Genomic DNA, 26,869 nt, shown 5'->3' with positions numbered 1-26,869 from the left:
CGCGGTGTGGCACATGACGCCTTCCCGGCTAAAGCCGGTCCCACTAAAAGCATCGCGTTCGTCCAGTGGAAATGACAAGGCTTGCTCGCGAACGCGGAGTGTCAGTCACCGTTGATATCCACAGGCCCACCGCGTTCGCTACCGTCGTAACCTCCGATTGCTCCTACAGGGATTTGCGTCCAGCGCGGATGTCGGGCGCGCACACGAAATTGTAGGAGTGAGCTTGCTCGCGAAGGCTGAGTGTCAGTCACCGTTTATGTCCACAGGCCCACCGCCTTCGCGTCCGTCGTAACCTCCGATTGCTCCTACAGGGGATTTGCGTCCAGCGCGGAGGTCGGGCGCGCACACGAAATTGTAGGAGTGAGCTTGCTCGCGAACGCGGTGTGTCAGCCACCGTTGACGTCGCAGGCCCACCGCGTTCGCGACCGTCGCAACCTTCGATTGCTCCTACAGGGGATTTGCGTCCAGCGCGGAAGTCGGGTGCGCACACGAAGTTGTAGGAGTGAGCTTGCTCGCGAAAGCGGAGTGTCAGTCACCGTTGATGTCCACAGGCCCACCGCCTTCGCGTCCGTCGTAACCTCCGATTGCTCCTACAGGGGATTTGCGTCCAGCGCGGAGGTCGGGCGCGCACACGAAGTTGTAGGAGTGAGCTTGCTCGCGAACGCGGAGTGTCAGTCACCGCTGACGTCACAGGCCCACCGCGTTCGCGTCCGTCGTAACCTCCGATTGCTCCTACAGGGGATTTGCGTCCAGCGCGGACGTCGGGCGCGCACACGAAATTGTAGGAGTGAGCTTGCTCGCGAAGGCGGTGTGTCAGACAACATGGTTAAAACGGGACTGACGTCTTCCCGGCTAAAGCCGGTCCTGAAACTGAGTCAAAGCCATTAACGCAGCGCTTGAGTCCTCAGCGCCTAACATGAACAATGGCAACCCTTCGCATTCCTATTTGAGATCCACCCTCATGTTCCGCTCCCGCTTATTGACCTGCCTGAGCCTCGTGCTGTTGAGCGTGTTCAGCGTCGGGGCCTGCGCAGCGCCTGCCGAGGACGCGGCTCAGGCTTTGCATCTGCTCGATTACGTCGGGGCGGACTACCCGGCGACGGTCGCGGATGGCAAGGTCGTGGATGACGCGGAGTACCGCGAGCAGGTGGAGTTTCTCGCGGCGCTGCAGGGCACGATCGCAACGCTGCCGGCAAAGCCGGAGCGCGCAGAGCTGGAGCAGGGCGTCACGGCGCTGTTGAATGCGGTCAACCTGAAGCAGGACGGCGCGCAGGTGGCTCGTCAGGCGCGTCAGCTCGGCGCGAAGCTGGCCGTGGCATACGAAGTCAGTCAGGCGCCGGTGATCACCCCGGATCCCGCACGTGGCGCGCCCTTGTACGCGCAGTATTGTTCGGTGTGCCACGGCGACGCGGGCGCAGGCGATGGCCCCGCCGGGATTGGCCTTTCACCACCGCCATCCAACCTGCGTGACTCAGCGCGGCTGGACCGCCTGAGTCTCTACGACCTCTACAACACCCTCGGTCTGGGCATTGAAGGCACTGAAATGCCTGCCTTCGCGGACCAGCTGGATGACCGTCAGCGTTGGGACGTCGCGACTTACATCGCAGGCTTCAGTGCGGATTCCGTTGCGAAGCAGGAAAAACCCTACAACCTCGCCGATCTGGCGCGGCAGACACCGGCTGAAGTCGGTGCCAGCGATGGGCCGCAAGCCGCTGCCAGCTTCCGTGCCCAGCGCGCGCAGCCGCCTCAGGTTCAGCGCGGCCCGGCTCAGTTGCTCGATTACACCAGCGCAACTCTGGACAAAAGTTTGGCCGCTTACCAATCCGGTGATCGCGAGCAGGCATATGACCTATCCGTCGCGGCGTATCTGGAGGGTTTCGAGCTGGTCGAAAGCTCACTCGACAACGTCGATGCCACCGTGCGCAAGGACACCGAAAAAGCGCTCATGGCCTACCGGCAGTCGCTTCAGGATGGCCTGCCCGCAGCCCAAGCGGCGCAGAAACTCGCTGATGCCAAGGTCAAGCTCAAGGAATCGGCCGATCTGCTTGGCAGCGATGGCCTGAGCACCTCATTGAGCTTCATCTCCGGTCTGCTGATCCTGCTGCGCGAAGGACTGGAAGCGATTCTTGTGCTCGCCGCCATTCTCGCGTTCCTGCGCAACACCGGTCAGCAATCAGCGGTGCGCAGCGTCAACGTCGGTTGGGGGCTGGCGTTGCTGGCAGGCTTGGGCACGTGGGCGCTGGCAGCGTACGTCATCGATGTGAGTGGTTCGCAGCGCGAGTTGCTGGAAGGCGCGACGGCGCTGTTCGCCAGCGTCATGGTGCTGTGGCTGGGTGTGTGGATGCACGACCGGCGTCATGCCGCCGCCTGGCAGGATTACATCAAGAGCAGTCTGGTCGGCGGCGGTGGCCGTTTCGGTTTTGCAGTGCTGGCGTTCTTCTCGGTCTACCGCGAGCTGTTCGAAGTCATTCTGTTCTATGAAACCCTGTGGCTGCAGGCAGGCTCTGCCGGCCACAACGCCGTATTGGCCGGGGGCGCCACGGCGCTGGTGCTGCTTGTCGGCCTGGCTTGGGTGATCCTGCGGGGTTCGGCGAAGCTGCCGCTGACGCTGTTCTTCGGCATCAATGCCGCGCTGCTGTGTGCGCTGTCGGTGGTGTTCGCCGGCCATGGCGTCAAGGCATTGCAGGAAGCCGGGATTTTCGGGACGCGTCCGGTGCCGTTCTTCGAATTCGACTGGCTGGGCATTCACGCCGACGCTTATTCCCTCGGCGCGCAAGCCATAGCGCTGTTGGCGATTGTGGTGCTGTATGGCCGCAGCCGGATAGCCGAGAAGCGTCGGGCGGTCGCCGCATAAATTCATTTTCTGGAATTGGAGTCGCTTATGCGCGTCTGGATCGATGCCGACGCCTGTCCCAAGGCCGCCAAGGACCTCGTCATCAAGTTCGCCCTCAAGCGCAAGTATGAGGTGGTGCTGGTGGCAGGGCAGAGCCAGATCAAGCCGAGCCTCACCCTGGTGAAGTTGATCGTGGTGCCCAGCGGGCCGGATGCGGCTGACGACTATCTGGTGGAGCACGCCGTGCCGGGCGAGCTGGTGATCTGCAGCGATGTGCCGTTGGCTGATCGGCTGGTCAAGAAGGGCGTTGCAGCGCTCGATCCCCGGGGCAAGGAGTTCGATGCGCAGAACATGGGTCAGCGCCTGGCGATGCGTAACCTCTTCACGGATCTGCGGGAGCAAGGGCAGGCCAGTGGCGGACAGGGCGCTTACGGCGAGCGGGAGAAACAGGCCTTCGCCAACTGCCTCGACCGGATACTGACGCGGCTGGCTCGCGAGTATCCCTCGCCGCCTGCAGGCGAGAACCCGTAGGGCTGGCGAGCGATCAATCCGCTTCCAGCCCCTTTTCCAGCATCAGTCCGGGAGGCGATCCTCGTTTTCCTGCACCAGCTCCAGCACCCGATCCACCAGCTTGTTGATCCCGGACGCTGCGTCGCCGATGGACTTGGCGACCATGTAAGCCGGCGTGCTCACCAACTTGCGGTCCTTGTCCTCGACGATTTCCGTCACCTCACAGTCCAGATGGGTGCCGCCCATTCGGGTGATCGCTGCAGCGGTATCGGCGTCGTTGCCGATCGTGCAGGTCACGCCCGGCCCATAGATTTTGGCGGCCAGCGCAGGCGAAACACAGATAAGCCCGATAGGTTTGCCGGCTGCGGCGAACGCTTCGGCCATCGCCAGCACTTCTGCCTGGACCTTGCAGCCAGCGCCTTGGGTAGAGAAGTTCGACAGGTTTTTCGCCGCACCGAAGCCGCCGGGGATGATCAGCGCATCGAACTCGGTGACGTCGGCTTCGCGAATGTCTTCGATGGCGCCACGGGCGATGCGGGCTGATTCGATCAGCACGTTACGCGACTCGGGCATCTCTTCGCCGGTCAGGTGATTGATAACGTGGTGCTGAGGGATATTCGGTGCGAAGCACTTCACTGAGGCGCCACGTTGATCGAGGCGCAGTAGCGTCAGCACGCTTTCGTGGATTTCCGCGCCGTCGTAAACGCCACAGCCAGAAAGAATAACGGCCACTTTTTTGGTCATTCGCGTGTTCCTCTCTCGGGCGCTCCGGTCAGTCACCGGTTACGCAGGTCAGCATTGCGCTGATTGTCGCAAGCCATGAACCTAGGACAACGCCGTCAGCGAATGTCTCCGGATTCATCGGCATGCGCCGAGGATTTACTCGTCGGGGGTGTTCCTGGCTTCTACGTTGGCTTCGGCATTGGCCGCGATGGCCAGCTTCTCTTCTCGGGCGATACGTGCGTTTTTGATGCGCCGGCGGATCCACAGCAGCACGCCAATCACCAGCAGGGCCCCAAGCACCCACAGCTCGTATTTCTTGACGTTGCCCAGCAGGCCTTCGAGCACCGAGCCGAACTTGTACGCCGCTGCGCCCAATGCCGCTGCCCACACCGCCGCGCCGATACCGTTGAGCAACAGGTAGCGCCCCGGTGGATAACCGGACAGGCCGATGGCAACCGGCATGACCGTGCGCAAGCCATACACAAAGCGGAAGCTCAGCACCCAGATGTCGGGGTGGCGGCGGATATGCTCCAGCGCACGGTCGCCCATCAACTGCCAGCGTGGCTTGCGCGCCAGGAGCTTGCGGCCATGCTTGCGCCCCATGAAATACCAGAGCTGGTCGCCTGCGTAGCTGCCGAAAAAGGCAACCACCACGACCAGATTGATATCCATGTATCCGCGGAACGCAAGAAAGCCGGCGAGCACCAGAATGGTCTCGCCTTCAAAAAAGGTCCCGAGGAAAAGGGCGAAGTAGCCAAATTCTTGTAAAAAATGCTGGAGCATTATTTAGGTGCTGGCGAAATGAACGCGCAGCCTAACGCGCCCAAGTCATTCAGGAAAGTATGCAAATGTGTCACCGCGTTAAAGTTTCCTACATCCCGAAGCGATTATTCGCTTGGAGAGGGGGTTTGTATCGCACACGTTACGTCGCAATTACACCTGTCACGCGAGTGTCATAATCGCCGCTTATAAATGTCACGCTTGCCCGTCTGGATGGGCTCGGAGCCCCTCCTTGCACGTGCCTTCTACCTGGCACCACCCGAATGTTTGCAGGTCAGGGCTTGCACCGTACGGAGAAATCCGTAGCGTGGAGAGTCAAACCGCTCACAGCATCGAGCCTGACGCCGGTCGCCTCGCAGCACGACATCGATTCAGGCTGCAAACATCTTCAGAACCGCCACGCCTTGGGCGTGACCGTTGTCCCACGCTGTACGTCACCACTGTTGTGGCGCAAGCGGCATTCCGACATCGGCCGTATGCGCGGCCCAACTGTTACAAGGCCAATTGCCTTACAGGATTATTCATGAGCACCGAAGGATCTACCGAAGCCGCAGTCGAGCTTGACCCTCAGCCTGTCAATCAGCCGCCCGTCAACCAAGAGGTCACTGCCGTGGTCGAGCCGACCATTGAAGTGGTCCCCGCGCTGGAACCGCATCATCCAGCCCCGCATGTCATCGCGGTGCCCAATCTGGATGACAGCAGTCTCTACATCCATCGGGAGCTGTCGCAGCTGCAGTTCAACATCCGCGTGTTGGAACAGGCGCTCGACGAGTCCTATCCGTTGCTTGAGCGGCTCAAGTTTCTGCTGATCTTCTCCAGCAACCTCGACGAATTCTTCGAAATCCGCGTTGCCGGGCTCAAGAAGCAAATCACCTTTGCTCGCGAACAGGCCGGCGCTGATGGTCTCCAGCCTCACCAGGCGCTGGCGCGCATCAGCGAGCTGGTCCACGGCCACGTGGATCGCCAGTACGCCATTCTCAACGACATCCTGTTGCCGGAGCTGGAGAAGCATCAGGTGCGCTTCATTCGCCGTCGCAACTGGAACGCCAAGATCAAGGCCTGGGTGCGCCGTTATTTCCGTGACGAGATCGCCCCGATCATCACGCCGATCGGCCTGGACCCGACGCACCCGTTCCCGCTGCTGGTGAACAAGTCGCTGAACTTCATCGTCGAGCTGGAAGGCATTGACGCCTTTGGCCGCGATTCGGGTCTGGCGATCATCCCGGCACCGCGTCTGTTGCCGCGCATCATCAAGGTGCCGGAAGACGTAGGCGGCCCGGGCGACAACTATGTGTTCCTGTCGTCGATGATTCACGCCCACGCCGATGATCTGTTCCAGGGCATGAAGGTCAAGGGCTGCTACCAGTTCCGTCTGACCCGTAACGCCGACCTGGCCCTTGACTCCGAAGACGTCGAAGACCTTGCCCGCGCGCTGCGTGGCGAGCTGTTCTCCCGTCGTTACGGTGACGCAGTGCGTCTGGAAGTGGCGGATACCTGCCCGAAACTGCTGTCGGACTACCTGCTCAAGCAGTTCAACCTGAGCGAGACCGAGCTGTATCAGGTCAATGGCCCGGTGAACCTGACGCGGTTGTTCAGCATCACGGGTCTGGACAGTCACCCCGAGCTGCAGTACATGCCGTTCACCCCGGCGATTCCGAAGCTGCTGCAGAACAGCGAAAACATTTTCAACGTGATCAGCAAGCAGGACATCCTGCTGCTGCACCCGTTCGAGTCCTTCACCCCGGTCGTCGATCTGCTGCGCCAGGCCGCGAAAGACCCTCACGTGCTGGCCGTGCGGCAGACGCTGTACCGCAGCGGCGCCAACTCTGAAATCGTCGATGCGCTGGTGGATGCCGCGCGCAACGGCAAGGAAGTCACTGCGGTTATCGAGCTGCGTGCGCGTTTTGACGAAGAGTCGAACCTGCAACTGGCGAGCCGCCTGCAAGCGGCCGGCGCCGTCGTGATCTACGGCGTGGTCGGCTACAAGACCCACGCCAAGATGATGCTGATCCTGCGCCGTGAAGCTGGTGAGATTGTGCGCTACGCGCATTTGGGCACCGGCAACTATCACGCCGGTAACGCGCGTCTCTATACCGACTACAGCCTGCTGACCTCGGACGATGCGTTGTGCGAAGACGTCGGCAAGCTGTTCAGCCAGTTGATCGGCATGGGTAAGACGCTGCGCATGAAGAAGCTGCTGCACGCGCCGTTCACCCTGAAGAAAGGCATGCTGGACATGATTGGCCGGGAGACGCAGTTCGCGTCCGAGGGCAAGCCTGCGCACATCATCGCCAAGTTCAACTCGTTGACCGATCCGAAGATCATTCGCGCGCTATACAAGGCCAGCCAGACCGGGGTCAAGATCGACCTCGTCGTGCGCGGCATGTGCTGCCTGCGTCCTGGCGTGCCGGGCGTGTCCCACAACATTCAGGTGCGCTCGATCATCGGGCGCTTCCTTGAGCACACACGGGTGTTCTACTTCTTGAATGGCGGGGACGAGCAGATGTTTCTGTCCAGTGCCGACTGGATGGAGCGCAACCTCGACAAACGCGTCGAGACTTGCTTCCCGGTGGAAGGCAAGAAGCTGATCTTGCGTGTGAAGAAAGAGCTGGAAGGGTACCTGACCGACAACACCCATAGCTGGCTGCTGCAGCCGGACGGGCGCTACATTCGCAGCACCCCGACCGGCAACCAGAACGCCCGCAATGTGCAGGCGAGCCTGTTGGAAAAACTCAGCAACCCGGTCCTTAGCGTACGTTGAGGATGATGCCGACTCGGGTCAGCCACTCCGCTTCGAGCGCGAAGTCGGCCTGAGTCAGCTGGTTGTTTTCCAGCCAGCCATCCGGGAACACGATGTCCAGGTGGTTATCGTTGGCAGTCAGCACAGGCTGCGGCATCTCTTGGGTGCCGCGAATGTGGTGAAACAGAATCGCGAAACGCAGCAGCACGCACAGACGAATCAGCTTCACGCCTTCGTTGCCGAACTCGGCAAACTTGTCCTTGGGAATATTACGGCGGTGACCGCGCACTAGCAGGCCAAGCATTTGCTGGTCCTCGCGGGAAAAGCCGGCCAGGTCCGAGTGCTCGATCAGGTACGCGCCATGCTTGTGGTAGTGGTAGTGGGCGATGTCCAGGCCCACTTCATGCACTTTGGCGGCCCAGCTCAGTAACTCGCGGTACGAATTGTCCTCAAGCTCCCACGCCTTCGCCACTTGCTCCAGCGCCGACAGCGCCTTGCGCTCGACACGAGCGGCTTGCTCCAGATCAACATGGTAGCGTTCCATCAGCGAGCTGAGGGTGCGTTCGCGCACGTCTTCGTGATGATGACGGCCGAGCAGATCGTAGAGCACGCCTTCCCGCAAGGCGCCTTCGCAGTGGTCCATGCGCTTGAGGTCGAGGGCGTCGAAGATGGCTTCGAGGATTGCGAGGCCCGCCGGGAAGATTGCCCGACGATCAGGCTTGAGGCCTTCGAAATCGATCTTGTCCACTTCGCCCAGCTTCATCAGCTTGCGCTTGAGCCAGGCCAAGCCTTCCGCGTTGACCTCGCCATTACCGTGGCCGCCGGCTTTCAGCGCCAGGCCGATGGCGCGAATGGTCCCGGACGAGCCGATTGCTTCATCCCAGGTCAGGCGATGCAGTGCGTGCTCGATGCTCATGATTTCCAGCCGCGCCGCGGTGTAAGCCTGGGCATAGCGCGCCGGGGTGATCTTGCCGTCCTTGAAATAACGCTGAGTGAAGCTGACGCAGCCCATCTGCAGGCTTTCGCGCAGCAGCGGCTCGAAGCGCTGGCCGATGATGAACTCGGTGCTGCCGCCGCCAATGTCGGCGACCAGGCGTTTGCCGGGCGTGTCGGCCAGGGTGTGGGAGACGCCCAAGTAAATCAGGCGCGCTTCTTCACGGCCGGAGATGACCTCGACCGGATGGCCGAGGATTTCTTCGGCGCGGTGAATGAATTCGTTGCGATTGCGGGCTTCGCGCAGGGCGTTGGTGCCGACGATGCGCACGGCGCCGGGCGGCATACCGTTGATCAGCTGGGCGAAACGCTTGAGGCAGTCGAGCCCGCGCTGCATGGATTCTTCGCTGAGGCGGCGGTCGTCATCGATCCCCGCGGCCAGCTGCACTTTCTCACCGAGCCGCTCGAGGATGCGAATTTCGCCCTGATTGGCTTTGGCGACAACCATATGGAAGCTGTTGGAGCCCAGGTCGATCGCGGCGATCAGCGAGAGGTTTTTGGCTGTGGATAGCGGCATGGTCAAAAGATCTCGGTCGATAACTCCGACATCGTGCCACGATCCATCACCGTCGCCAAACCGGCAACGTATTTGCGCGGTATTAGCAGGACCGGCTTCAGCCGGGAAGGGGCCTGATTGTGCGCCATCAATGTTGCGGTGTGACACGTGACGCCTTCCCGGCTAAAGCCGGTCCTACAATTTGAGCCGAAGCCAGCCCCCACAGGATGCACGCGGTGTTTTAGTGGGACCGGCTTTAGCCGGGAAGAGGCCGGTGTGTACACCATCAGTTGTACGGTATGGCAGCTGACGCCTTCCCGCTAAAGCCGGTCCTACGATTTGAGCGAAAGCCGGTGCTGCACTCGGGCTCAAGCCTGCTCGACTGACCCAATGAAATTTGCCAGTTCGGGCGTTTTCGGGTTGGCCATCAACTCTTTCGGGTCGCCCACCTCATGCACCTTGCCCTGGTGCATGAACACCAGCTTGTCACCCACTTCCCGGGCGAAGCGCATTTCGTGGGTCACCATGATCAGCGTCATGCCGTCCTTGGCCAGCTCGCGAACAACGGCGAGTACCTCGTTGACCAGTTCCGGGTCGAGCGCCGAGGTGATTTCGTCGCACAGCAGCACTTTGGGCGACATCGCCAGCGCACGCGCAATCGCCACGCGCTGCTGCTGACCACCGGACAGCCGGTCAGGGAAGGCGTCGAATTTCTCGCCCAGGCCCACGCGATTGAGCATTTCCTTCGCCAGCCTGGTCGCTTCGGCTTTGGAAACCTTCTTCACCACCTGCGGCGCAAGCATCACGTTCTCGCCCACCGTCAGGTGAGGAAACAGGTTGAATTGCTGAAAGACCATGCCGACTTTCTGTCTCAGACTGCGCAGGTCAGCCCGCGCTGCATCGAGGTATTCGCCGTCGACTTCGATCACGCCGTCATTGATCGACTCCAGCCCGTTGAGCGTGCGCAGCAGTGTGCTTTTGCCCGAACCGCTGCGCCCGATGATCGCCACGACCTGGCCTTCCTCGACGCTGAGGTCGATGCCCTTGAGCACATGGTGGTCGCCGTAATACTTGTGCAGGGCGGAAATTCTAAGCAGAGGCATGAAGTCTCCTTTCCAGGTAGCGCGCGCTGAGCGACAACGGATAGCAAAGCATGAAGTAGCCCAAGGCAACGAAGCCGTAGACCATGAAAGGCTGGAACGTGGCATTGGCGAGCATGCCGCCGGTTTTGGTCAGCTCCGTGAAGCCGATGATCGACGTGACGGCCGTGCCTTTGACCACTTGCACGGAGAACCCCACCGTCGGCGCCACCGCGATGCGCAATGCCTGGGGCAGAATCACGTAGCGCAGTTGCTCGAAGGGCGTCAGCGCCAGGCTCGCCGAAGCTTCCCATTGGCCGTTGGAAATCGACTCCACGCAGCCCCGCCAGATCTCAGCCAGGTACGCGCTGGTGAACAGCGTCAACGCCAGCGCCGCCGCGAACCAGGGCGAAATGTCGATGCCCATCAGCGCGACGCCGAAGAACACCAGAAACAGCTGCATCAACAACGGCGTGCCTTGAAACAGCTCGATATAGCAGCGCGCGAGCCGGCGGGGCATTGCCTTCTCGGAGATGCGCAGGGTCATCACCAGCAACCCGATCACGCCGCCGCCGATGAATGCCACCAGCGACAACACCAGTGTCCATTGCAGCCCGGTCAGCAAGTTGCGCACGACGTCCCAGAGGGTGAAATCCATCAGCGGCTCCTCGCGATGTAACGTCGGCCGATCCACGCCAGCAACTGACGCACCAGCAGCGCCATGCACAGGTAGATCAGCGTGGTAATGATGTACGTCTCAAACGCGCGGAAGTTGCGCGACTGAATGAAGTTCGCCGCAAAGCTCAGCTCCTCCGTTGCGATCTGCGAACAGACCGCCGAGCCGAGCATTACGATGATGATCTGGCTGCTCAACGCCGGCCAGACCTTGCCCAGTGCCGGGACCAGCACGACGTGGCGGAAGGTCTCGAGGCGCGTCATTGCCAGCGCGGCCGACGCTTCGATCTGGCCGCGCGGAATGGCCTGCACACCCGCGCGGATGATTTCCGTCGAATAGGCGCCGAGGTTGATGACCATCGCCAGCACGGCGGCCTGCCACTCGGATATCTGCAGCCCCAGGGACGGCAGCCCGAAGAAAATGAAAAACAGCTGCACCAGAAACGGCGTGTTGCGGATCAGCTCGACGTAGACACCGAAAATGGCCGAGAACGGCTGAATTTTCCACGCCCTGACAATCGCCCCGACGATGCCGACGCTGACGCCGAGCAGGGTGCCGATGGCCGTCAGTTCCAAGGTGAACAGCGCGCCGCGCAGGAGCAGGTCAGTGTTTTGCAGGACCGGGATAAAGTCGAACTGATAAGCCATTTAAGCGCCTCGGCAGTCGATGATCAGAGGTCGGCAGGCAGTGGCTGCTTGAGCCAGGTCTGCGCGTTCTTCTCCAGCGCGCCGTCTTTCTTCGCCGCTTCGAGGATCTCGTTCACTTTGGCGAGCAACTCAGGCTGACCTTTGTTCACGCCCACGTAGACCGGCGAGTCCTTGAGCTTCACTTTCAGCTCCGGAATGCGCTTGGGATTCTTCTCGCTGATGGCGACCATGACCACGTTGCCGCTGGCGATCAGGTCGGTCTGCTTGGCCAGATAAGCCGCGATGGTCGAGTTGTTGTCTTCGAAGCGTTTGATCGTGGCTTCCTTCGGTGCGACGGCGGTCAGTTCGATGTCCTCGATGGCGCCACGGGTCACGCTGATGGTTTTGCCTTTCAGGTCTTCCACGGTTTTGATCGCGTCTTCAGGCGGGCCGAATACCGCGAGGTAGAACGGTGCGTAAGCGCGGGAGAAATCGATGACCTTTTCGCGGTCCGGGTTTTTGCCAAGGCTGGAGATGACCAGGTCAACCTTGCCAGTGGTCAGGTAAGGGATGCGATTGGTGCTGTTGACCGGCGTCAGCTCAAGCTTGACCTTCAGCTGGTTGGCGATCAGTTGCGCGGTATCGATGTCCAGGCCGCGCGGCTTCATGTCGGGGCCGACCGAGCCAAAGGGCGGGAAGTCTTGCGGCACAGCGACTTTCAACGTGCCGCGGGCGGTTACATCATCCAGACCATTAGCGTGGGCGGGGGCCTGGCCGAGCATGAGGCTGGCAAACAGGGCGGCGAGCAGGGCGCTGTAACGCTGGGTCATGGGGTGTCTCCGAATCGATCAATGTGTAGGCGAAGCCCGAGTGATGGCCAAGCACCAGTGCACAGCCCATGCCAGCCGCTTGTTTGCGACCATGGAATGCGGGCCGCAGGCCTGATCCGGTCTAACTGGTCTGAACAGTTAGTTGACGAGGTGCCCTGCTTTGGCGCGCCTGAAAGGCCCGGCGCCCCTCGCTTGGGCGTCACTTGCCGGATACCTCCGATGGCGATACAAGGGATTTTTCCTACGGTTTCCACACCTTGATCGCTATGCATCCGAGCCCTGTCGCAGTGCCTGAAGCCGCCTTCCAGGCGATCCGCAAATTGATCGCCGAGCAGGGCTATGTGCCCGGCGACAGCCTGCCATCCCAGCGGGATCTGGCGATTCGTCTGGGCGTCAGTCGCGCTTCGTTGCGCGAAGCATTGTCATCGTTGAGCGCTCTGGGACTGGTCAGTGTGCAGCCCGGCAAGGGCGTCTTCGTGCAGGCGATTTCTGAACCACAACGGAGCACGAGTGGATTTTCCTGGCCGTATGCAGCGCACGCCTCGCCCGCAGAGACGTTTCAGTTGCGCTACGCCCTGGAGGGTTTTGCAGCCGGGCTTGCGGCAGTGACGTTGACGGCCGACGAGCGCGATGTACTGGAAGACAACGTCGAGGCGATGCGGCTTGAGCTCAAGGCCGGGGACTTTGAGTGCGCAGCCCGGCTCGACTTCGATTTTCATCGACGCATCCTTGTCGCCAGTGGCAATCAGGCGATTCTGGGGATCATCACCAGCAGCGCCGATATTTTTCTGGAAAGCCAGAAGCTGCCATTTATCCGGGCGGGCAGGGCGATGGAGACCTGGCAGGAGCACCGCAAGATCCTCCGGGCGTTGGCGCGAAACGCGTCTGGCCCGGCGCAGAAAGCCATGCAGGAGCACATCCGCGGCGCGGCGTTACGCACCGGCATTGTGTTCGTCGCACCCTCCGGCTGAGCTCCGTCGATTGAGGCAACCCTGTCGAGTCATAGCAAGAGACAATCAACCTCGGCTTCCTGTCACCGCGTGACACAGTTATGATGGCCCACGTTTTTTTGCCTATGACCTCGGAGAAATCTCATGAGTAACGACCTGATCAAGCATGTCAGCGATGCGAGCTTCGAAGCCGATGTCCTGAAGGCCAGCGGCCCTGTACTGGTCGATTACTGGGCTGAATGGTGTGGCCCGTGCAAGATGATTGCCCCGGTTCTGGATGACATCGCTACTCATTACGATGGCAAGCTGACCATTGCCAAGCTGAACATCGACGACAACCAGGAAACACCGGCCAAGCACGGCGTCCGTGGTATTCCGACTCTGATGCTGTTCAAGGACGGCGAAGTCGCCGCGACCAAGGTCGGCGCACTGTCCAAGTCCCAGCTGCAAGCGTTCCTCGACGCCAATATCTGATGACGTTAAAGCCCCGCAAATCGCGGGGTTTTTTTCTGGCGTCGTACTAGACGCTTAGAAAATCAAGTGGTACATTCGGCCCCGCAACGGCTTCTCCGTTGCCCCCTGCTAGCCGTCGCCGACCGTCTCCTTTCGATTTGCACGCGATCCTGTCGCCTTCTCTGCGGCGCGGCCTCATTAAGCCAAAAGCTTAATTTCCCCCTCCATACATGATTACGTCATTCCTATATGAACCTGACTGAACTCAAGCAAAAGCCTATTACCGATCTGCTCGAAATGGCCGAACAGATGGGCATAGAAAATATGGCCCGTTCGCGCAAGCAGGACGTGATTTTCTCCCTGCTGAAGAAGCACGCGAAGAGCGGCGAGGAAATCTCGGGTGACGGCGTGCTGGAGATCCTCCAGGATGGCTTCGGCTTCCTTCGTTCTGCAGACGCCTCCTACCTCGCCGGCCCAGACGACATTTACGTCTCGCCGAGCCAGATCCGCCGCTTCAACCTGCGCACGGGCGACACCATTGTCGGCAAGATCCGTCCGCCAAAGGAAGGCGAGCGTTACTTCGCACTGCTCAAGGTCGACACCATCAACTTCGACCGTCCAGAAAACGCGAAGAACAAGATTCTGTTCGAAAACCTGACGCCGCTGTTCCCGACCATTCGCATGAAGATGGAAGCCGGTAACGGTTCCACCGAAGACCTCACCGGTCGCGTTATCGATCTGTGTGCCCCGATCGGTAAAGGCCAGCGCGGCCTGATCGTTGCTCCGCCAAAGGCGGGCAAGACCATCATGCTGCAGAACATCGCGTCGAACATCACGCGTAACAACCCTGAAGTCCATCTGATCGTTCTGCTGATCGATGAGCGTCCTGAAGAAGTAACCGAAATGCAGCGCACCGTGCGCGGCGAAGTGGTTGCTTCCACTTTCGATGAGCCACCGACCCGTCACGTGCAGGTCGCCGAAATGGTGATCGAAAAGGCCAAGCGCCTGGTCGAGCACAAGAAAGACGTGGTCATCCTGCTTGACTCCATCACCCGTCTGGCTCGCGCCTACAACACCGTCATTCCGAGCTCCGGCAAGGTCCTGACCGGTGGTGTCGATGCGCACGCCCTCGAGAAGCCAAAGCGTTTCTTCGGTGCGGCACGTAACATCGAAGAAGGCGGCTCGCTGACCATCATCGCCACCGCGCTGGTTGAAACCGGCTCGAAGATGGATGAAGTGATCTACGAAGAATTCAAGGGTACCGGCAACATGGAGCTGCCTCTGGATCGCAAGATCGCAGAGAAGCGCGTCTTCCCGGCCATCAACATCAACCGTTCCGGCACACGCCGCGAAGAGTTGCTGACGGCCGACGACGAGTTGCAGCGCATGTGGATCCTGCGCAAGCTGCTGCATCCTATGGATGAAGTCGCCGCCATCGAGTTCTTGATCGACAAGCTGAAACAGACCAAGACCAACGATGAGTTCTTCCTGTCGATGAAGCGCAAGTAACACCCTGCGCTGAACCGACCGTAGAAAAATGGTGTCCTTCCGGACACCATTTTTTTTGCCCTTTTCCGTAGACCCCTCCCGTAGACAAGGAGCGTCATGCACACGTTTGGCAATCGCCGTGATATCGATGGGCTGCGGGCCCTGGCCGTGGTCCCGGTGCTGTTGTTTCACTTCGGTCTTGGACTGAGCGGCGGCTTCGTCGGCGTCGATGTGTTCTTCGTCATCTCCGGGTACCTGATCACGTCCATCATTTTCCGTGAGATCAGCGCTGGGCGATTCAGCTTCGTTGATTTCTGGGCTCGTCGCGCGCGGCGTATCGTCCCCGCCGTGACCGTTGTCGTGCTGGCCACGCTGGCGTTTGGCTGGATATTGCTGACGCCCAAGGACTACGCCGAGCTGGGCCGGGAAGTGCGGTATCAGTCGATGTTCATGTCCAACCTGCTGTTCATGCGGCAGGACGGCTACTTCGATTCCGCGTCAGATTTCAAACCGCTGCTTCACACCTGGTCGCTGGCGGTGGAGGAGCAGTACTACATTTTCTTCCCGCTGCTGATGGTGTTGGCGACGCGGTACGTGCGGCACTGGCGCTGGTTGCTGCTCGGCTTGCTGGTGCTGTCGTTCGGGCTGAACATCTGGGCGATCAAGCACAAGCCCGAGGCCGCGTTCTTTCTACTGCCGATGCGTGCATGGGAGCTGCTGTGCGGTGCGATGCTGGCCGTCGCGCCTGCGCCTAAACGCCCACTGCCGAGCTGGGTGTACCAGACGATCAGCCTGAGCGGCTTTGCGGCGGTCGTGCTGGCGATGCTGAGCTTTGACAAAACCACTCAGTTCCCCGGCTGGGCGGCGCTGCTGCCGGTGCTGGGCACGACTGCGATGATCTGGGCCAACGGTCATCCCGCGTCATGGGTCGGGCGTTTGCTGAGCATCAAACCGCTGGTGGCGATCGGTCTCATCTCCTACTCGCTGTACCTGTGGCATTGGCCTATCCATGTCTACGCCAATGCGATTTCCGCCGACGGCATTTCCGACCTGGAAGCGGTCGGCTGGATTCTTCTGGCCGGCGCGCTGGCCTGGCTGAGCTGGCGCTTCATCGAGCTCCCGTTCCGTGAGCGCCGCTTACTGGCCGGCCGCAAGCAGGTGCTGATTGGCGGCCTGCTGACCCTGGCCGTGCTGGCGCTGGTAGGGCAGGCGGTGCGCTCCAGTGATGGCGTGCCGCAACGGATGTCGGGTCAGGCGCGTGCCTATGCGCTGTCTCAGGAATGGAACGCCGGTCAGATGGACTGTTTCCTGCTCGGATCAAAGCACAGCAAGGGTCTGGACAAGCTCTGTCGAGCGGGTGGCAGTGCCGACGCCGCGCCGTCCCATCTCATCTGGGGCGACAGTCATGCAGCGGCTTTGTGGCCTGGCGTCAGAATCGCGGCCGAGCGAGCGCACATGCCTGTCTGGCTGGCGAGCATGAGTGGATGCCCGCCCCTTGTCAGCACCGCAACCAGTAAGCGCTGTCAGGATTTCAATGCGCTGAACGTCGAGCGCGTTCGAATGCAGCAAATTCCCGATGTCACCTTGGCCGCGCGCTGGAGCCTGTACATCTACGGGCTGGAAGACGGCAACAAGAGCAACGTGCTGCTGAAACGGGAATCCATTGCTCAAAACGAAGCGTATTTTGCCGATGCGTTGAAAGCGCAGATCGCCGAATTGCGTGCAGCCGGCGCCCAGGTCTGGTTGTTCAAGGAAGTGCCGCAGCAGCGCAAGGGCACCATCGAGAGATTGAGCAGCCTGGCGCGGGTCGGGCGTTCGGCGGCAGAGGTTGGGCGGCCGGCGACGGAGCTCGATGCGCGACAGGCGTTCATCAATCAGCTGTTCGCCACCCTCAGCCAAGCGGATGCGGGCGTTCACCTGATTGATCCAAAACCGCTGCTGTGTGAGGGCGGCCTGTGCCGTGCCGAAGTTGACGGGCGTTCGCTGTACAAGGACGAGGATCACCTGTCGGATCTGGGCGGCGAGAAGATGCAGCCGCTGTTCGCGCCGGTATTCCGCGCAACACCGCGCATTTGAGTTGGACACAAGCTGCCGTCTGCGGTCAGAGCAGGTAGGATGTGCATCTATTTGGTGAGTGGCCGGGTTAATGAAATTCAAGGATCTACGGGATTTCGTGCAGCAGCTTGAGCAGCGCGGAGAGTTGAAACGCATTCAGGTGCCTATTTCCCCTGTACTGGAAATGACCGAAATCTGCGACCGGACCCTGCGCGCCAAGGGGCCAGCGCTGCTGTTCGAAAAGCCGACGGGTTTCGACATTCCGGTGCTCGGCAATCTGTTTGGCACGCCTGAGCGGGTGGCCATGGGCATGGGCGCCGAATCGGTGTCCGAGCTGCGGGAAATTGGCAAGCTGCTGGCCTTTCTCAAGGAGCCCGAGCCGCCCAAGGGCCTGAAAGACGCCTGGTCCAAGCTGCCCATCTTCAGAAAAGTCATCGCCATGGCGCCGAAAGTCGTCAAGGACGCCCCGTGTCAGGAGATCGTGATCGAAGGCGACGACGTCGACCTCGGCATGCTGCCGGTACAGACCTGCTGGCCCGGCGATGTGGGCCCGCTGATCACATGGGGCCTGACGGTCACTCGCGGGCCTAACAAGGAACGGCAGAATCTGGGTATCTACCGCCAGCAGGTGATCGGCCGCAACAAGGTGATCATGCGCTGGCTTAGCCACCGCGGCGGCGCGCTGGATTTCAAGGACTGGTGCGACAAACACCCGGGTCAACCATTCCCGGTCTCGGTGGCCTTGGGCGCAGATCCCGCTACTATCCTCGGCGCCGTGACGCCGGTGCCTGACAGCCTGTCCGAATACGCATTCGCCGGCCTGCTGCGTGGCAACCGTACCGAATTGATCAAGTGCCGTGGCAACGACCTCCAGGTCCCGGCCAGTGCAGAGATTGTCCTCGAAGGCGTGATTCATCCCGGCGAAATGGCCGATGAGGGTCCGTACGGCGACCACACCGGCTACTACAACGAGGTCGACAGCTTCCCCGTCTTCACGGTCGAGCGCATCACCCACCGCATCAAGCCGATTTACCACAGCACCTACACGGGTCGGCCGCCTGACGAGCCCGCCATTCTGGGCGTCGCGCTGAATGAAGTGTTCGTGCCGATCCTGCAGAAGCAGTTCCCCGAGATCGTCGACTTCTACCTGCCGCCCGAGGGTTGCTCGTACCGCATGGCGGTTGTGACGATCAAGAAACAGTATCCCGGCCATGCCAAGCGCGTGATGTTGGGCGTCTGGTCGTTTCTGCGACAGTTTATGTACACCAAGTTCGTTATCGTCACCGACGACGACATCAATGCCCGTGACTGGAATGACGTCATCTGGGCGATCACCACGCGCATGGACCCCAAGCGCGACACGGTGATGATCGACAACACGCCAATCGACTACCTCGATTTCGCCTCGCCGGTCTCCGGCCTGGGTTCGAAAATGGGGCTCGATGCCACGCATAAATGGCCGGGCGAAACCACCCGTGAATGGGGTCGCGCTATCGTCAAGGACGAAGCGGTGACCCGCCGGATCGATGAAATCTGGACTCAGCTGGGAATTGATTGATGCGTGTAACCTTGCAGCCATCGGGCGCGGTCATCGAGACATTGCCGGGCGAGCGGATCCTCGACGCCGCTCAGCGTCTGGGCTACGAATGCCCTCAAAGCTGTCGCAACGGCAATTGCCACATCTGTTCCGCGCTGCTGGTCGAAGGCAGCGTCGAGCAGGGCGGAGAGATCCGCAACCACGGCGAAATCTATACGTGCCTGGCGGTGCCGCAGGAAGACTGCGTCGTGCTGTGGGACAGTGTGCTGGCGCTCGGCGAGTTGCCGGTGCGCACGTTCGCCTGCCAGGTCAGCGAATGTGTGGAAGTCGGCGGCGATGTCTGGCGCGTGATGCTCCGTGCGCCTGCGGGCAAACCGCCGCGTTATCACGCTGGTCAGTACCTTATGATCCATCGGGACGATGGCGAGAAATCGGCATTCTCCATGGCCTCGGCGCCGGAGAGCGGGCGAGATCTGGAATTTCACGTGCTCGCCCGCGAGGCCAGTGCGCAAAATCTGATCAAGCAGTTGCAGCGCGATGGCATGGCGCGAGTTGACCTGCCCTTTGGTGATACTCACTTGGGCGAACTGCCCGATGGCCCGCTGGTATTGATCGCGGCAGGCACCGGTATGGGGCAGATGCACAGCCTGATCGAGCATTGCCGCTCAAAAGGCTTTCCATATCCGGTGCATGTGTATTGGGGAATGCGCCGTCCGGAAGATTTCTATCAGCTCAGGCATTGGGATGAATGGCAGACGCTGCCCAACCTTTTCCTGCACAGGGTCGTCAGTGATCTGTGCGGTTGGGAAGGGCGCTGCGGCATGCTGCACGAGGCGGTCTGCGAGGACTTCAGCGATCTGAAGTCGCTTTATGTGTACGCCAGCGGTTCACCGGCGATGGTCTATTCGACCCTTGATGCGCTGGTGCTGGCTGGCATGGATGCGCATCAGATGCGTGCCGATGTTTTCGCTTACGCGCCGAGGCCCTGAAGCGCAGCCACTCGCCGAGCTGGATGTGGACAGTGTATTGCATGGCTGTTTGTCAGATATCGGTTTTTCCGGCGTGACCCATGCGCCGGTGGCCGAGTCACAACGTCACACTGCCTGCGATGCCGTCTGATTGTTCATTCGTTGTTGCCAGACCCGTTTCATGAGTGTTCAGCGTTGCACCGGCGTCAGCCTTGCCGGTGGGGGGAACCAGATGGGGAATCAAATCAATATCCTGGCGGGAGCTGTCCATGACGGCCTGGGGTTGTCCTACCCGCCGGTCATCGATCTTGGGCCGAAGCTCACCCGAGAACAGCTGCTTGCCTCCATCCACGCCACGATGAGCCGTCACCAGGGCGGCCCGATCTGGTTGTTCGCGTACGGATCATTGATCTGGCGGCCCGAGTGCAGCGCCGTCGAGCGTCAGCGCGGTCGGGTCCACGGCTATCATCGCGGCCTCTATCTCTGGTCCCATGAACATCGCGGCACCCCCGAGCAGCCGGGCCTGGTCTTCGGTCTGGATCGAGGCGGCTCCTGCAGCGGATTCGCCTACCGATTGCCCGAAGACAATATTGACGAATCGCTGCTGGCGTTGTGGCAGAGAGAAATGCCGTTCCCGTCCTACCGCCCACACTGGCTCAACTGCCGACTTGAAGACGGCAGCAAGGTGCAGGCTTTGGGATTTGTGCTGGAGCGGCATTTGCCCAGTTACGCCGGCAACCTGCCCGACAGCGTGCTCACCCAAGTGCTGGCCAATGCCAGCGGGCGATACGGGACCACGTGGGAATACGTCGAACAAACCATCCACGCACTGCGCACCCACGCCATGCCGGACCTGAGCCTGGAAGCGCGGTTCAAGCGGTGTAAACCGGTGTTGTTGGCGATATAGCATTTGGTCACGATCTTCCGGTCAGGCTTGCGCGCGAGACGCTAGACTGCATCGAAACCCCCTGAGGAGTTAATCATGAGTGCTCGGCTTTCTCCGCTTGTGTCGGAGTTCGAATCAGAAGAGCAGGCTGCGCGCTACGACGCTTGGCTCCGTGCCAAGGTGCAGGCTTCGGTAGATGACCCACGACCTAACGTCGCGCATGATGAAGTCATGGCAAAACTGAAAGCGAGACTGGCCGCCAAGCGCGACAAGCGTAGCGATGATCGTTGATTGGCGCCCGGAGGCAGTCGCCGATCTGTGGGAGATACTTGAGTATATTGATGAGCGAAATCCACAAGCGGCGGAGGAGCTTTATGCTGAAATTGAGAGAGCTACTTCAGCACTGCCTGAGCATCCTTACCTTTACCGCTTAGGTCGCGTGCTCAATACCCGCGAAATCATTGTCCACCCCAATTACCTGGTTATTTACCGACTAACAGATCGGATCGAGATCCTGAGCGTCCTTCACGCTCGCCAGCAATTCCCTTGAACAGACGTGGCTTGATCAGCGCACTGACCAAGCCTTTTCCGTTTGAGACTTAAGCCATTTCCTCTCGCGACTGGCTCGCCACCCGCGTATGGCGCAGCGTCGGCACCAGGAACGCTATCGCGAGGATGCAAGCGGACACCAGCAGCACGAAGCCGCCGTCCCAGCCGAAGTGGTCGACTGTGTAGCCCATCAGGGCGCTGGCGGCGACCGAACCACCGAGATACCCGAACAGGCCAGTGAATCCCGCTGCCGTGCCGGCTGCTTTCTTCGGTGCCAGCTCAAGGGCCTGCAAGCCGACCAGCATGACCGGGCCGTAGATCAGAAAGCCGATCGAGACCAGCGCAATCATGTCGACGGTGGGGTTGCCGGGCGGATTGAGCCAGTAGACCAGCGTCGCAACGGTCACCATTGCCATGAATACGATGCCGGTCAGGCCACGGTTGCCACGGAAGATCTTGTCGGACATCCAGCCGCACAGCAACGTGCCCGGAATACCTGCCCACTCATAGAAGAAGTAGGCCCACGACGTTTTGTCGACGTCGAAGTGCTTGGCTTCTTTCAAGTACGTTGGCGCCCAGTCCAGCACGCCGTAACGCAGCAGGTAAACGAACACGTTGGCCAGCGCGATGTACCAGAGCATTTTGTTGCGCAGGACGTATTTGACGAAGATCTCTTTGGCGGTGAATTCCTCTTCGTGGCTCGCGTCGTAGCCTTCCGGGTAGTCGTTCTTGTATTCCTCGACCGGCGGCAAGCCCACGGACTGCGGGGTATCACGCATGGTGACGAAGGCGAAGAGAGCGACAAACAGGGCAACCGCCGCAGGCACATAAAATGCGGCGTGCCAGTCGTTGGTCCAGCCGAGTCCGAGCAGGAAAAGCGGGCCGATCAAGCCGCCGCCGACGTTGTGCGCCACGTTCCACACCGACACGACGCCGCCACGTTCCTTCTGCGACCACCAGTGCACCATCGTGCGTCCGCTCGGCGGCCAGCCCATGCCCTGGGCCCATCCGTTGATGAACAGCAGAATGAACATGATCGTCACGCTGGACGTCGCCCAGGGTGCGAATCCGAACACGAACATCACCAGCGCGGAAATCACCAATCCGAAAGGCAGGAAGTAACGCGGGTTGGAGCGATCCGACACCAGCCCCATGAGGAACTTCGAAAGGCCGTACGCAATGGCGATCGCCGAGATCGCCAGCCCCAGTTGACCGCGGGTATATCCCTCATCGATCAGGTAGGGCATGGCCAGCGAGAAGTTCTTGCGCAGCAAATAGTAGCCGGCGTAGCCGAAGAAGATGCCGGCGAAAATCTGCCAGCGAAGGCGGCGGTAGGTGGAGTCGACACGCTCCGCAGGCAGCGGAGCCTGATGCGCGGCAGGACGGAAAAAGGCAAACATCGGGACACTCCATTTATTTTTTTGTTATGCGAATCCGAATATTACATTTTCGTTACAGAAAATAGGAAGGCTTCTCATCGGATAAAAAGGGCGTAAATGCGGGGCGGGAGGGAATTCCTTTGCGAACATCGCGTTTGTGCAGTGCTGCGCGCAGGTGGGTTTCAATGCGTGGGACAGGTAAAGTGCGCGCTCATGGGCTCACGATTGGCAAACCGACATGCAGTCACCCCCGCTTGGGATTCGGAATCAAAAGATCATCATTCTGTGCCGCGATGTCGGCGGATACCTTGGCCGGCTCAGCCACTTTCTCGGCAAGTCGAACGACGTGGTGTTCATTGACCTGACCCAAGGCGGGAAGGAGCTGTTCTGGCTTCCGGGAAAGATGCGGCGATGGCTGAAGAAGTACCTGATTATTCGGCGTGCTCGGGATGCGATCCGGGCAGCAGGGAGCGTCGATGCATTGCTGGTGGTGAACCCGAGCCAGCTGGATCAGGGTCTGGTCCAGCTGGCGCAGTCCGCCGCGAAGTTGACCATTGCGTACTTGTCAGACGGAATCGCACGGCTGTCCATGCCGCTCGATCAACTGGCGACCTTTGACAAGGTCTACACCTTCGACAGTGCCGATGCCCGCGAGTACCAGCTGCGCAAGCTCTACAACTACATCTACGAAGAGCACGCCGATTTCAAAACGACGTCCGACTTCAAGGCGTTCGTCGTGATGGGCGGCAAGCACCGCGTTGATGTGCTTGGCCGAGTGGCTCAAGCGTTTGAACAGCTGGGCTACACCACCACCTGCAAATTTCTGGTGCAGAGCAAACCAGTGCCCGGAGCCAGTCCATTACTGACCTTCTTCCGCCAGCGCATGGACATTGATGAAACGGCCGAATACGTCAGGCGTTCGGAAATCCTGATCGACATCGTCCGGCCGGGCCACGCGGGTTTGAGCTTCCGTTTTTTTGAGGCGCTGCTCTACCGCAAGAAAATGATCACCAACAATCCATCGGTGGCGGATTACGACTTCTACGATCCGCGCAACATCCTGATCATCGACAGCGATCACCCCGTTATCCCTGACGCTTTCATTAACGGGGAATACGTGGACCCGCCCGAAGAAGTCGTGCAGCGGTACAGCATGGCCAGTTGGGCGAACGAGGTGTTCAGTCCGCCCCCGGCTAGCCCGCACCGGTCACCCGTTACCGAGCCTTAAGCATTCGGCAGGGTTGCTTTGGCGCTCGGCGAAGGCTTACGCAGGAACGGGTGCTCGATGCACCAGTACGTTGCGACGCTGATGCTGCTGGTCAGCAGGATGATCAACGGTAAGTACAGCGCGTAGCTGAGCGGGTCCGGCATTGCGAAGTCGTACGCGCCCAGCAGGCTGAACACGCTGTAGATGACGATGCCGTGCAGCAGGTAAATGCTGAAGCTCGCTTCGCCCAGAATCTTCAACCCTCGAATCTCTAGCACCCCGTGCAAGCTGTTGCCGAGTACGAACAGCGCAAATGGAATGCCGAGGATCAGCATTTGCAGCGTTGAATACGATTTGAGCTTCAAGCAGATCAGCAGTATCGCGACCGCTACCAACGTGCAGCGTACGCCCGTGAAGTTGATTTTCCACTGGCGCATCCGGTCTTCAAAGACCGCCACCGCGATGCCGACAGCAAACAGTTTGATGAACCGGTTGTGAAAATGATGGTGGTACTCGCCCCACAGGCACGCCAGCGCAATCAGCGCGACCACGACGGCCATGCCGGGGAGCTTGCGTCGAAGCAGGCAATACAGCACCGGCAGCGACAGGTAGAAGACCGCTTCATAGAGCAGCGTCCACTGCACCGAGGCGTTGATACGCACGGTGTCCGGAAAACCACTGAGGGGGCTGCCGATGAAAATCACCCATCGCCCGAGCGCCTTGATCGTGGCCATGACCGGCGCACTGATGCCTGCGGACTGGTACAGCGCGATGGCCGTAATCAGCGCGACGCTGAAGAGGTACATCGGGAAGATTCGCCGTACCCGTGACGACAGAATCTGACGCCATTTCGGCTCGCTTCGGTAGATCTTCGCGGTAAACAAATAGCCCGTGATCATGAAGAACAACGACACCGGTACCGTGCCCATGTTGTTCAGCACGCGGCTGTCCGTGGTTTCCCAAACGCCGTTGACGTGCCAGTAATAACTGACCATGAAGTGGTGAACAATGACTGCGGTTGCGAGCACGCCTCGCAGCCCGTCCAGCGACGAAACGCGATGGAGCGCGTCTCTGGAGAGGATCGGCAGTCGCCGGGTGGCGAAGCAAAATATCGCGATCGACAGCGCGTACAACGTGATCAAAAGCAGAGTGACGGTCATCAACACGGGTCCGCAGTTCGTATGGGAGTCGATACCGAATGACTCGTGTTCGGTATGTATCGGCCGTGAAATATACGGAACACATCAGGCGCCGTCGCGGGTTGTTTAGCGGCGTGTTGATTTTGGGACCGATCCTACGCAGCCCTGGGAAGTCATTAGCTATTGCCGCCGGAGACAAGCGCACAAAATGCGCGCCAGCCTTTTGCACCCGCGCAGGAGGCAGACTGGAAGAAGCGCGCAGGTGATGGCAGTGATGAGCAAGTGGGTTTTATGGCTGATGTTCGCTGTATGTATCGGCGCCCGTGCAGATGAGCAGAGTGTGGAGTTTGATTACCGCAGGGCGCCTGCCTGGCCGTATTCGCTTTCAAAATCGGGAATATCCGGGTGGGTCGTCTACGACCTAGTGGCGCACCATGATGGACGGGTTTCCGAGCCTGAGGTGCTGGACAGCTCGCATCCTCTGTTTTCCCTCGCCGTCGTAAACGTGGTGCCAACGTGGCGCGTAAAACCCTGGGTCGTCAGTGAGCAGCGTCCGGCAGTCATTCCGCTGCGTCAGGAGCATTACTTCGTCCACCCGCGTGAAGGAAATGCCGCCGTGCCTTGGCTGCATCGGAGTCTGCGCCACCTGTCCTGCGCGAAATTCAACAACCGCTTCGAAGACTTCCAGCAAAACTCGTCTGATCTTGAGCAGGTGGAGATGAGCGTGTTCCGGCACACCTACAGTGTGCTCGCGAGGGTGGCGACTTACAGAAAGCTGGCCGACGAGCAAAGGTTCGCGCTGGGGGATGCGCTGGCAGATGCAGTTCCGGGGATCATTCAGCGCTGCCGGGCGACTCCGGAACTGCGTTACAAGGACGTGTCGCCTGATCAAGTGAGGAGGATGCTGTGAGCCGTGCAGAGAACTGCGCAAAGTGAGTTCCGTTTCTTCAGAACAGGTCGATCCCAATGCACGCTACCTGACGCTAACCACCACCTTGCCCACCGCTTTTCTCTGCGCCAGCGATTCAATCGCTTCCCCGGCTTGCTCCAGCGGGTAAATCTTCGACACCAGCGGCTTCAACTTGCCTTCGCTGAACCAGGTGAACAGTTGCTGGAAATTCGCCGCATTGTCTTGCGGCTGGCGTTGGGCAAATGAGCCCCAGAACACGCCTACAACCGAGGCACCTTTCAACAGCGCGAGATTGACCGGCAGTTCGGGAATACGGCCACTGGCGAAGCCGACCACCAGCAATCGGCCGTTCCAGGCGATGCCGCGAACGGCTTGATCAAAAAGGTCACCGCCCACAGGGTCATAGATCACATCGACGCCGTTGCCGCTGGTGAGGCGTTTGATTTCATCCTTCAGATTGCTTTCGCTGTAATTGATCAACTCGTCGGCGCCTGCGGTTTTGGCGACCTCAAGCTTGTCTGCGCTGCTGGCGGCGGCGATCACGCGAGCGCCCATGGCTTTGCCGATCTCAACCGCGGCGAGGCCGACGCCCCCCGATGCGCCGAGGACGAGGAGCGTTTCGCCTGCCTGCAGATTGGCGCGCTGTTTAAGGGCGTGCATGGAGGTGCCGTACGTCATGCTGAAAGCAGCAGCGGTGGTGAAGTCCATCGTTTCGGGGATGGGCAGGACGTTGTAACCGGCCACGGCGATCTGTTCGGCGAAGCTGCCCCAGCCGGTCAGCGCCATCACCCGGTCACCGACACGAACATGGCTGACCTTTTCGCCGACAGCCGTCACGACGCCCGACGCTTCACCTCCGGGCGAAAACGGAAAAGGCGGCTTGAACTGGTATTTGCCTTCGATAATCAGCGTGTCCGGGAAGTTGACCCCGGCAGCGTGCACGTCCAGAAGAATCTCGTTTTTCTTCGGCTCCGGGCTGGGAATTTCCTCCAGCACCAGATCTGCAGCGGGACCGAAGGCTTTACACAGCACGGCTTTCATCGAGGGCTATTCCTTTTTCGG

General features: G+C 60.3%; 24 protein-coding genes. 14 read left to right on the top strand and 10 right to left on the bottom strand.

Annotation, left to right across the window (positions count from 1 at the left end; genetic code table 11):
* Positions 1–961 precede the first annotated feature (961 nt).
* Together QMX88_RS02265 and QMX88_RS02260 are read left to right on the top strand one after the other, a co-directional pair.
* Positions 962–2,854, top strand: coding sequence for a cytochrome c/FTR1 family iron permease (locus tag QMX88_RS02265; protein ID WP_282365845.1), 1,893 nt, complete (start codon positions 962–964; stop codon positions 2,852–2,854).
* Between the two features lie 27 nt (positions 2,855–2,881).
* Positions 2,882–3,364 (top strand): YaiI/YqxD family protein, encoded by a 483-nt coding sequence (locus tag QMX88_RS02260; RefSeq protein ID WP_192171384.1) that lies wholly within the window; start codon positions 2,882–2,884, stop codon positions 3,362–3,364.
* A gap of 42 nt (positions 3,365–3,406) precedes the next feature.
* Here QMX88_RS02260 and elbB read toward each other — a convergent pair whose 3' ends face one another.
* Both elbB and QMX88_RS02250 read right to left on the bottom strand, forming a co-directional pair.
* Positions 3,407–4,087, bottom strand: coding sequence for an isoprenoid biosynthesis glyoxalase ElbB (gene elbB / locus QMX88_RS02255; RefSeq protein WP_282365842.1), 681 nt, complete (start codon positions 4,085–4,087; stop codon positions 3,407–3,409).
* A 135-nt stretch (positions 4,088–4,222) separates the two neighbouring features.
* Entirely contained in the window at positions 4,223–4,852 is a 630-nt protein-coding gene (locus QMX88_RS02250; protein WP_282365933.1) for a DedA family protein, read from the bottom strand.
* Between the two features lie 517 nt (positions 4,853–5,369).
* Here QMX88_RS02250 and ppk1 point away from each other — a divergent pair.
* Positions 5,370–7,607 carry a polyphosphate kinase 1 gene (ppk1, locus tag QMX88_RS02245; protein WP_192171381.1) on the top strand — a complete coding sequence of 746 codons (2,238 nt, stop codon included), beginning with the start codon at positions 5,370–5,372 and terminating at the stop codon, positions 7,605–7,607.
* Here ppk1 and ppx read toward each other — a convergent pair.
* The 5 genes from ppx to QMX88_RS02220 form a co-directional block, all read right to left on the bottom strand.
* A complete protein-coding gene (gene ppx / locus QMX88_RS02240) occupies positions 7,594–9,096 on the bottom strand; it encodes an exopolyphosphatase (protein WP_265387608.1) in 1,503 nt (500 codons plus the stop codon). The genes ppk1 and ppx overlap by 14 nt on opposite strands.
* A gap of 347 nt (positions 9,097–9,443) precedes the next feature.
* Positions 9,444–10,178, bottom strand: a complete 735-nt coding sequence (locus QMX88_RS02235; RefSeq protein ID WP_122534109.1) for an amino acid ABC transporter ATP-binding protein — start codon at positions 10,176–10,178, stop codon at positions 9,444–9,446.
* Entirely contained in the window at positions 10,165–10,815 is a 651-nt protein-coding gene (locus QMX88_RS02230) for an amino acid ABC transporter permease (RefSeq protein WP_282365931.1), read from the bottom strand. The genes QMX88_RS02235 and QMX88_RS02230 overlap by 14 nt, the downstream gene beginning before the upstream one ends.
* A complete protein-coding gene (locus QMX88_RS02225) occupies positions 10,812–11,477 on the bottom strand; it encodes an amino acid ABC transporter permease (protein WP_282365832.1) in 666 nt (221 codons plus the stop codon). Before QMX88_RS02225 ends, QMX88_RS02230 begins: the two co-directional genes overlap by 4 nt.
* 23 nt (positions 11,478–11,500) lie before the next feature.
* Positions 11,501–12,286 carry a transporter substrate-binding domain-containing protein gene (locus QMX88_RS02220; RefSeq protein ID WP_282365830.1) on the bottom strand — a complete coding sequence of 262 codons (786 nt, stop codon included), beginning with the start codon at positions 12,284–12,286 and terminating at the stop codon, positions 11,501–11,503.
* A gap of 266 nt (positions 12,287–12,552) precedes the next feature.
* Between QMX88_RS02220 and QMX88_RS02215 the strand changes: the two genes are divergently transcribed.
* From QMX88_RS02215 to QMX88_RS02175, 9 genes are all read left to right on the top strand, one after another.
* Positions 12,553–13,257: a FadR/GntR family transcriptional regulator gene (locus tag QMX88_RS02215; protein WP_192171484.1), complete on the top strand. Its 705-nt coding sequence runs from the start codon at positions 12,553–12,555 to the stop codon at positions 13,255–13,257.
* Positions 13,258–13,380: 123 nt separating this feature from the next.
* A complete protein-coding gene (trxA, locus tag QMX88_RS02210; protein WP_192171377.1) occupies positions 13,381–13,710 on the top strand; it encodes a thioredoxin TrxA in 330 nt (109 codons plus the stop codon).
* Positions 13,711–13,938: 228 nt separating this feature from the next.
* The gene (gene rho, locus QMX88_RS02205) at positions 13,939–15,198 is read left to right on the top strand and encodes a transcription termination factor Rho (RefSeq protein WP_037016529.1); all 1,260 of its coding nucleotides are present in this window, start codon (positions 13,939–13,941) and stop codon (positions 15,196–15,198) included.
* 96 nt (positions 15,199–15,294) lie between these two features.
* Positions 15,295–17,253: an acyltransferase family protein gene (locus tag QMX88_RS02200; protein ID WP_282365826.1), complete on the top strand. Its 1,959-nt coding sequence runs from the start codon at positions 15,295–15,297 to the stop codon at positions 17,251–17,253.
* Between the two features lie 70 nt (positions 17,254–17,323).
* The gene (ubiD, locus tag QMX88_RS02195) at positions 17,324–18,790 is read left to right on the top strand and encodes a 4-hydroxy-3-polyprenylbenzoate decarboxylase (RefSeq protein WP_122534102.1); all 1,467 of its coding nucleotides are present in this window, start codon (positions 17,324–17,326) and stop codon (positions 18,788–18,790) included.
* The gene (locus tag QMX88_RS02190; RefSeq protein ID WP_282365823.1) at positions 18,790–19,758 is read left to right on the top strand and encodes a CDP-6-deoxy-delta-3,4-glucoseen reductase; all 969 of its coding nucleotides are present in this window, start codon (positions 18,790–18,792) and stop codon (positions 19,756–19,758) included. The genes ubiD and QMX88_RS02190 overlap by 1 nt, the downstream gene beginning before the upstream one ends.
* Before the next feature lie 211 nt (positions 19,759–19,969).
* Positions 19,970–20,644, top strand: a complete 675-nt coding sequence (locus QMX88_RS02185; RefSeq protein WP_282365928.1) for a gamma-glutamylcyclotransferase — start codon at positions 19,970–19,972, stop codon at positions 20,642–20,644.
* A 75-nt stretch (positions 20,645–20,719) separates the two neighbouring features.
* Entirely contained in the window at positions 20,720–20,914 is a 195-nt protein-coding gene (gene relB / locus QMX88_RS02180; RefSeq protein WP_282365821.1) for a type II toxin-antitoxin system RelB family antitoxin, read from the top strand.
* Entirely contained in the window at positions 20,904–21,173 is a 270-nt protein-coding gene (locus QMX88_RS02175; protein ID WP_282365820.1) for a type II toxin-antitoxin system RelE/ParE family toxin, read from the top strand. The genes relB and QMX88_RS02175 overlap by 11 nt, the downstream gene beginning before the upstream one ends.
* A 49-nt stretch (positions 21,174–21,222) precedes the next feature.
* Here QMX88_RS02175 and glpT read toward each other — a convergent pair whose 3' ends face one another.
* Entirely contained in the window at positions 21,223–22,572 is a 1,350-nt protein-coding gene (gene glpT, locus QMX88_RS02170; RefSeq protein ID WP_282365818.1) for a glycerol-3-phosphate transporter, read from the bottom strand.
* Positions 22,573–22,789: 217 nt separating this feature from the next.
* Between glpT and QMX88_RS02165 the strand changes: the two genes are divergently transcribed.
* Positions 22,790–23,779 carry a hypothetical protein gene (locus QMX88_RS02165; RefSeq protein WP_282365816.1) on the top strand — a complete coding sequence of 330 codons (990 nt, stop codon included), beginning with the start codon at positions 22,790–22,792 and terminating at the stop codon, positions 23,777–23,779.
* Here QMX88_RS02165 and QMX88_RS02160 read toward each other — a convergent pair.
* Positions 23,776–24,918, bottom strand: coding sequence for an acyltransferase family protein (locus tag QMX88_RS02160; RefSeq protein WP_282365815.1), 1,143 nt, complete (start codon positions 24,916–24,918; stop codon positions 23,776–23,778). The genes QMX88_RS02165 and QMX88_RS02160 overlap by 4 nt on opposite strands.
* A gap of 187 nt (positions 24,919–25,105) precedes the next feature.
* On the opposite strand from QMX88_RS02160, the gene QMX88_RS02155 reads away from it, so the two are divergent.
* Positions 25,106–25,807 (top strand): energy transducer TonB, encoded by a 702-nt coding sequence (locus QMX88_RS02155; protein ID WP_282365814.1) that lies wholly within the window; start codon positions 25,106–25,108, stop codon positions 25,805–25,807.
* Positions 25,808–25,870: 63 nt separating this feature from the next.
* On the opposite strand, the gene QMX88_RS02150 is transcribed toward QMX88_RS02155, so the two are convergent.
* A complete protein-coding gene (locus QMX88_RS02150; protein WP_282365813.1) occupies positions 25,871–26,848 on the bottom strand; it encodes an NADPH:quinone oxidoreductase family protein in 978 nt (325 codons plus the stop codon).
* Between the last annotated feature and the right edge of the window lie 21 nt (positions 26,849–26,869).

It is taken from the genome of Pseudomonas sp. PS02290 (genome assembly GCF_029960075.1).
Lineage (GTDB): Bacteria > Pseudomonadota > Gammaproteobacteria > Pseudomonadales > Pseudomonadaceae > Aquipseudomonas.
The sequence above is the reverse complement of the archived record's forward strand: the minus strand, read 5'-3'. Positions and strand labels throughout refer to the sequence as shown.

What these genes read in the sequence shown, in the direction of transcription:
- QMX88_RS02265 (WP_282365845.1), top strand. Translation starts at nt 962, where the DNA reads ATGTTCCGCTCCCGCTTATTGACCTGCCTGAGCCTCGTGCTGTTGAGC.
- QMX88_RS02260 (WP_192171384.1), top strand. Translation starts at nt 2,882, where the DNA reads ATGCGCGTCTGGATCGATGCCGACGCCTGTCCCAAGGCCGCCAAGGAC.
- elbB (WP_282365842.1), bottom strand. Translation starts at nt 4,087, where the DNA reads ATGACCAAAAAAGTGGCCGTTATTCTTTCTGGCTGTGGCGTTTACGAC.
- ppk1 (WP_192171381.1), top strand. Translation starts at nt 5,370, where the DNA reads ATGAGCACCGAAGGATCTACCGAAGCCGCAGTCGAGCTTGACCCTCAG.
- ppx (WP_265387608.1), bottom strand. Translation starts at nt 9,096, where the DNA reads ATGCCGCTATCCACAGCCAAAAACCTCTCGCTGATCGCCGCGATCGAC.
- QMX88_RS02235 (WP_122534109.1), bottom strand. Translation starts at nt 10,178, where the DNA reads ATGCCTCTGCTTAGAATTTCCGCCCTGCACAAGTATTACGGCGACCAC.
- QMX88_RS02225 (WP_282365832.1), bottom strand. Translation starts at nt 11,477, where the DNA reads ATGGCTTATCAGTTCGACTTTATCCCGGTCCTGCAAAACACTGACCTG.
- QMX88_RS02220 (WP_282365830.1), bottom strand. Translation starts at nt 12,286, where the DNA reads ATGACCCAGCGTTACAGCGCCCTGCTCGCCGCCCTGTTTGCCAGCCTC.
- QMX88_RS02215 (WP_192171484.1), top strand. Translation starts at nt 12,553, where the DNA reads ATGCATCCGAGCCCTGTCGCAGTGCCTGAAGCCGCCTTCCAGGCGATC.
- trxA (WP_192171377.1), top strand. Translation starts at nt 13,381, where the DNA reads ATGAGTAACGACCTGATCAAGCATGTCAGCGATGCGAGCTTCGAAGCC.
- rho (WP_037016529.1), top strand. Translation starts at nt 13,939, where the DNA reads ATGAACCTGACTGAACTCAAGCAAAAGCCTATTACCGATCTGCTCGAA.
- QMX88_RS02200 (WP_282365826.1), top strand. Translation starts at nt 15,295, where the DNA reads ATGCACACGTTTGGCAATCGCCGTGATATCGATGGGCTGCGGGCCCTG.
- ubiD (WP_122534102.1), top strand. Translation starts at nt 17,324, where the DNA reads ATGAAATTCAAGGATCTACGGGATTTCGTGCAGCAGCTTGAGCAGCGC.
- QMX88_RS02190 (WP_282365823.1), top strand. Translation starts at nt 18,790, where the DNA reads ATGCGTGTAACCTTGCAGCCATCGGGCGCGGTCATCGAGACATTGCCG.
- QMX88_RS02185 (WP_282365928.1), top strand. Translation starts at nt 19,970, where the DNA reads ATGGGGAATCAAATCAATATCCTGGCGGGAGCTGTCCATGACGGCCTG.
- relB (WP_282365821.1), top strand. Translation starts at nt 20,720, where the DNA reads ATGAGTGCTCGGCTTTCTCCGCTTGTGTCGGAGTTCGAATCAGAAGAG.
- QMX88_RS02175 (WP_282365820.1), top strand. Translation starts at nt 20,904, where the DNA reads ATGATCGTTGATTGGCGCCCGGAGGCAGTCGCCGATCTGTGGGAGATA.
- glpT (WP_282365818.1), bottom strand. Translation starts at nt 22,572, where the DNA reads ATGTTTGCCTTTTTCCGTCCTGCCGCGCATCAGGCTCCGCTGCCTGCG.
- QMX88_RS02165 (WP_282365816.1), top strand. Translation starts at nt 22,790, where the DNA reads ATGCAGTCACCCCCGCTTGGGATTCGGAATCAAAAGATCATCATTCTG.
- QMX88_RS02160 (WP_282365815.1), bottom strand. Translation starts at nt 24,918, where the DNA reads ATGACCGTCACTCTGCTTTTGATCACGTTGTACGCGCTGTCGATCGCG.
- QMX88_RS02155 (WP_282365814.1), top strand. Translation starts at nt 25,106, where the DNA reads ATGCGCGCCAGCCTTTTGCACCCGCGCAGGAGGCAGACTGGAAGAAGC.
- QMX88_RS02150 (WP_282365813.1), bottom strand. Translation starts at nt 26,848, where the DNA reads ATGAAAGCCGTGCTGTGTAAAGCCTTCGGTCCCGCTGCAGATCTGGTG.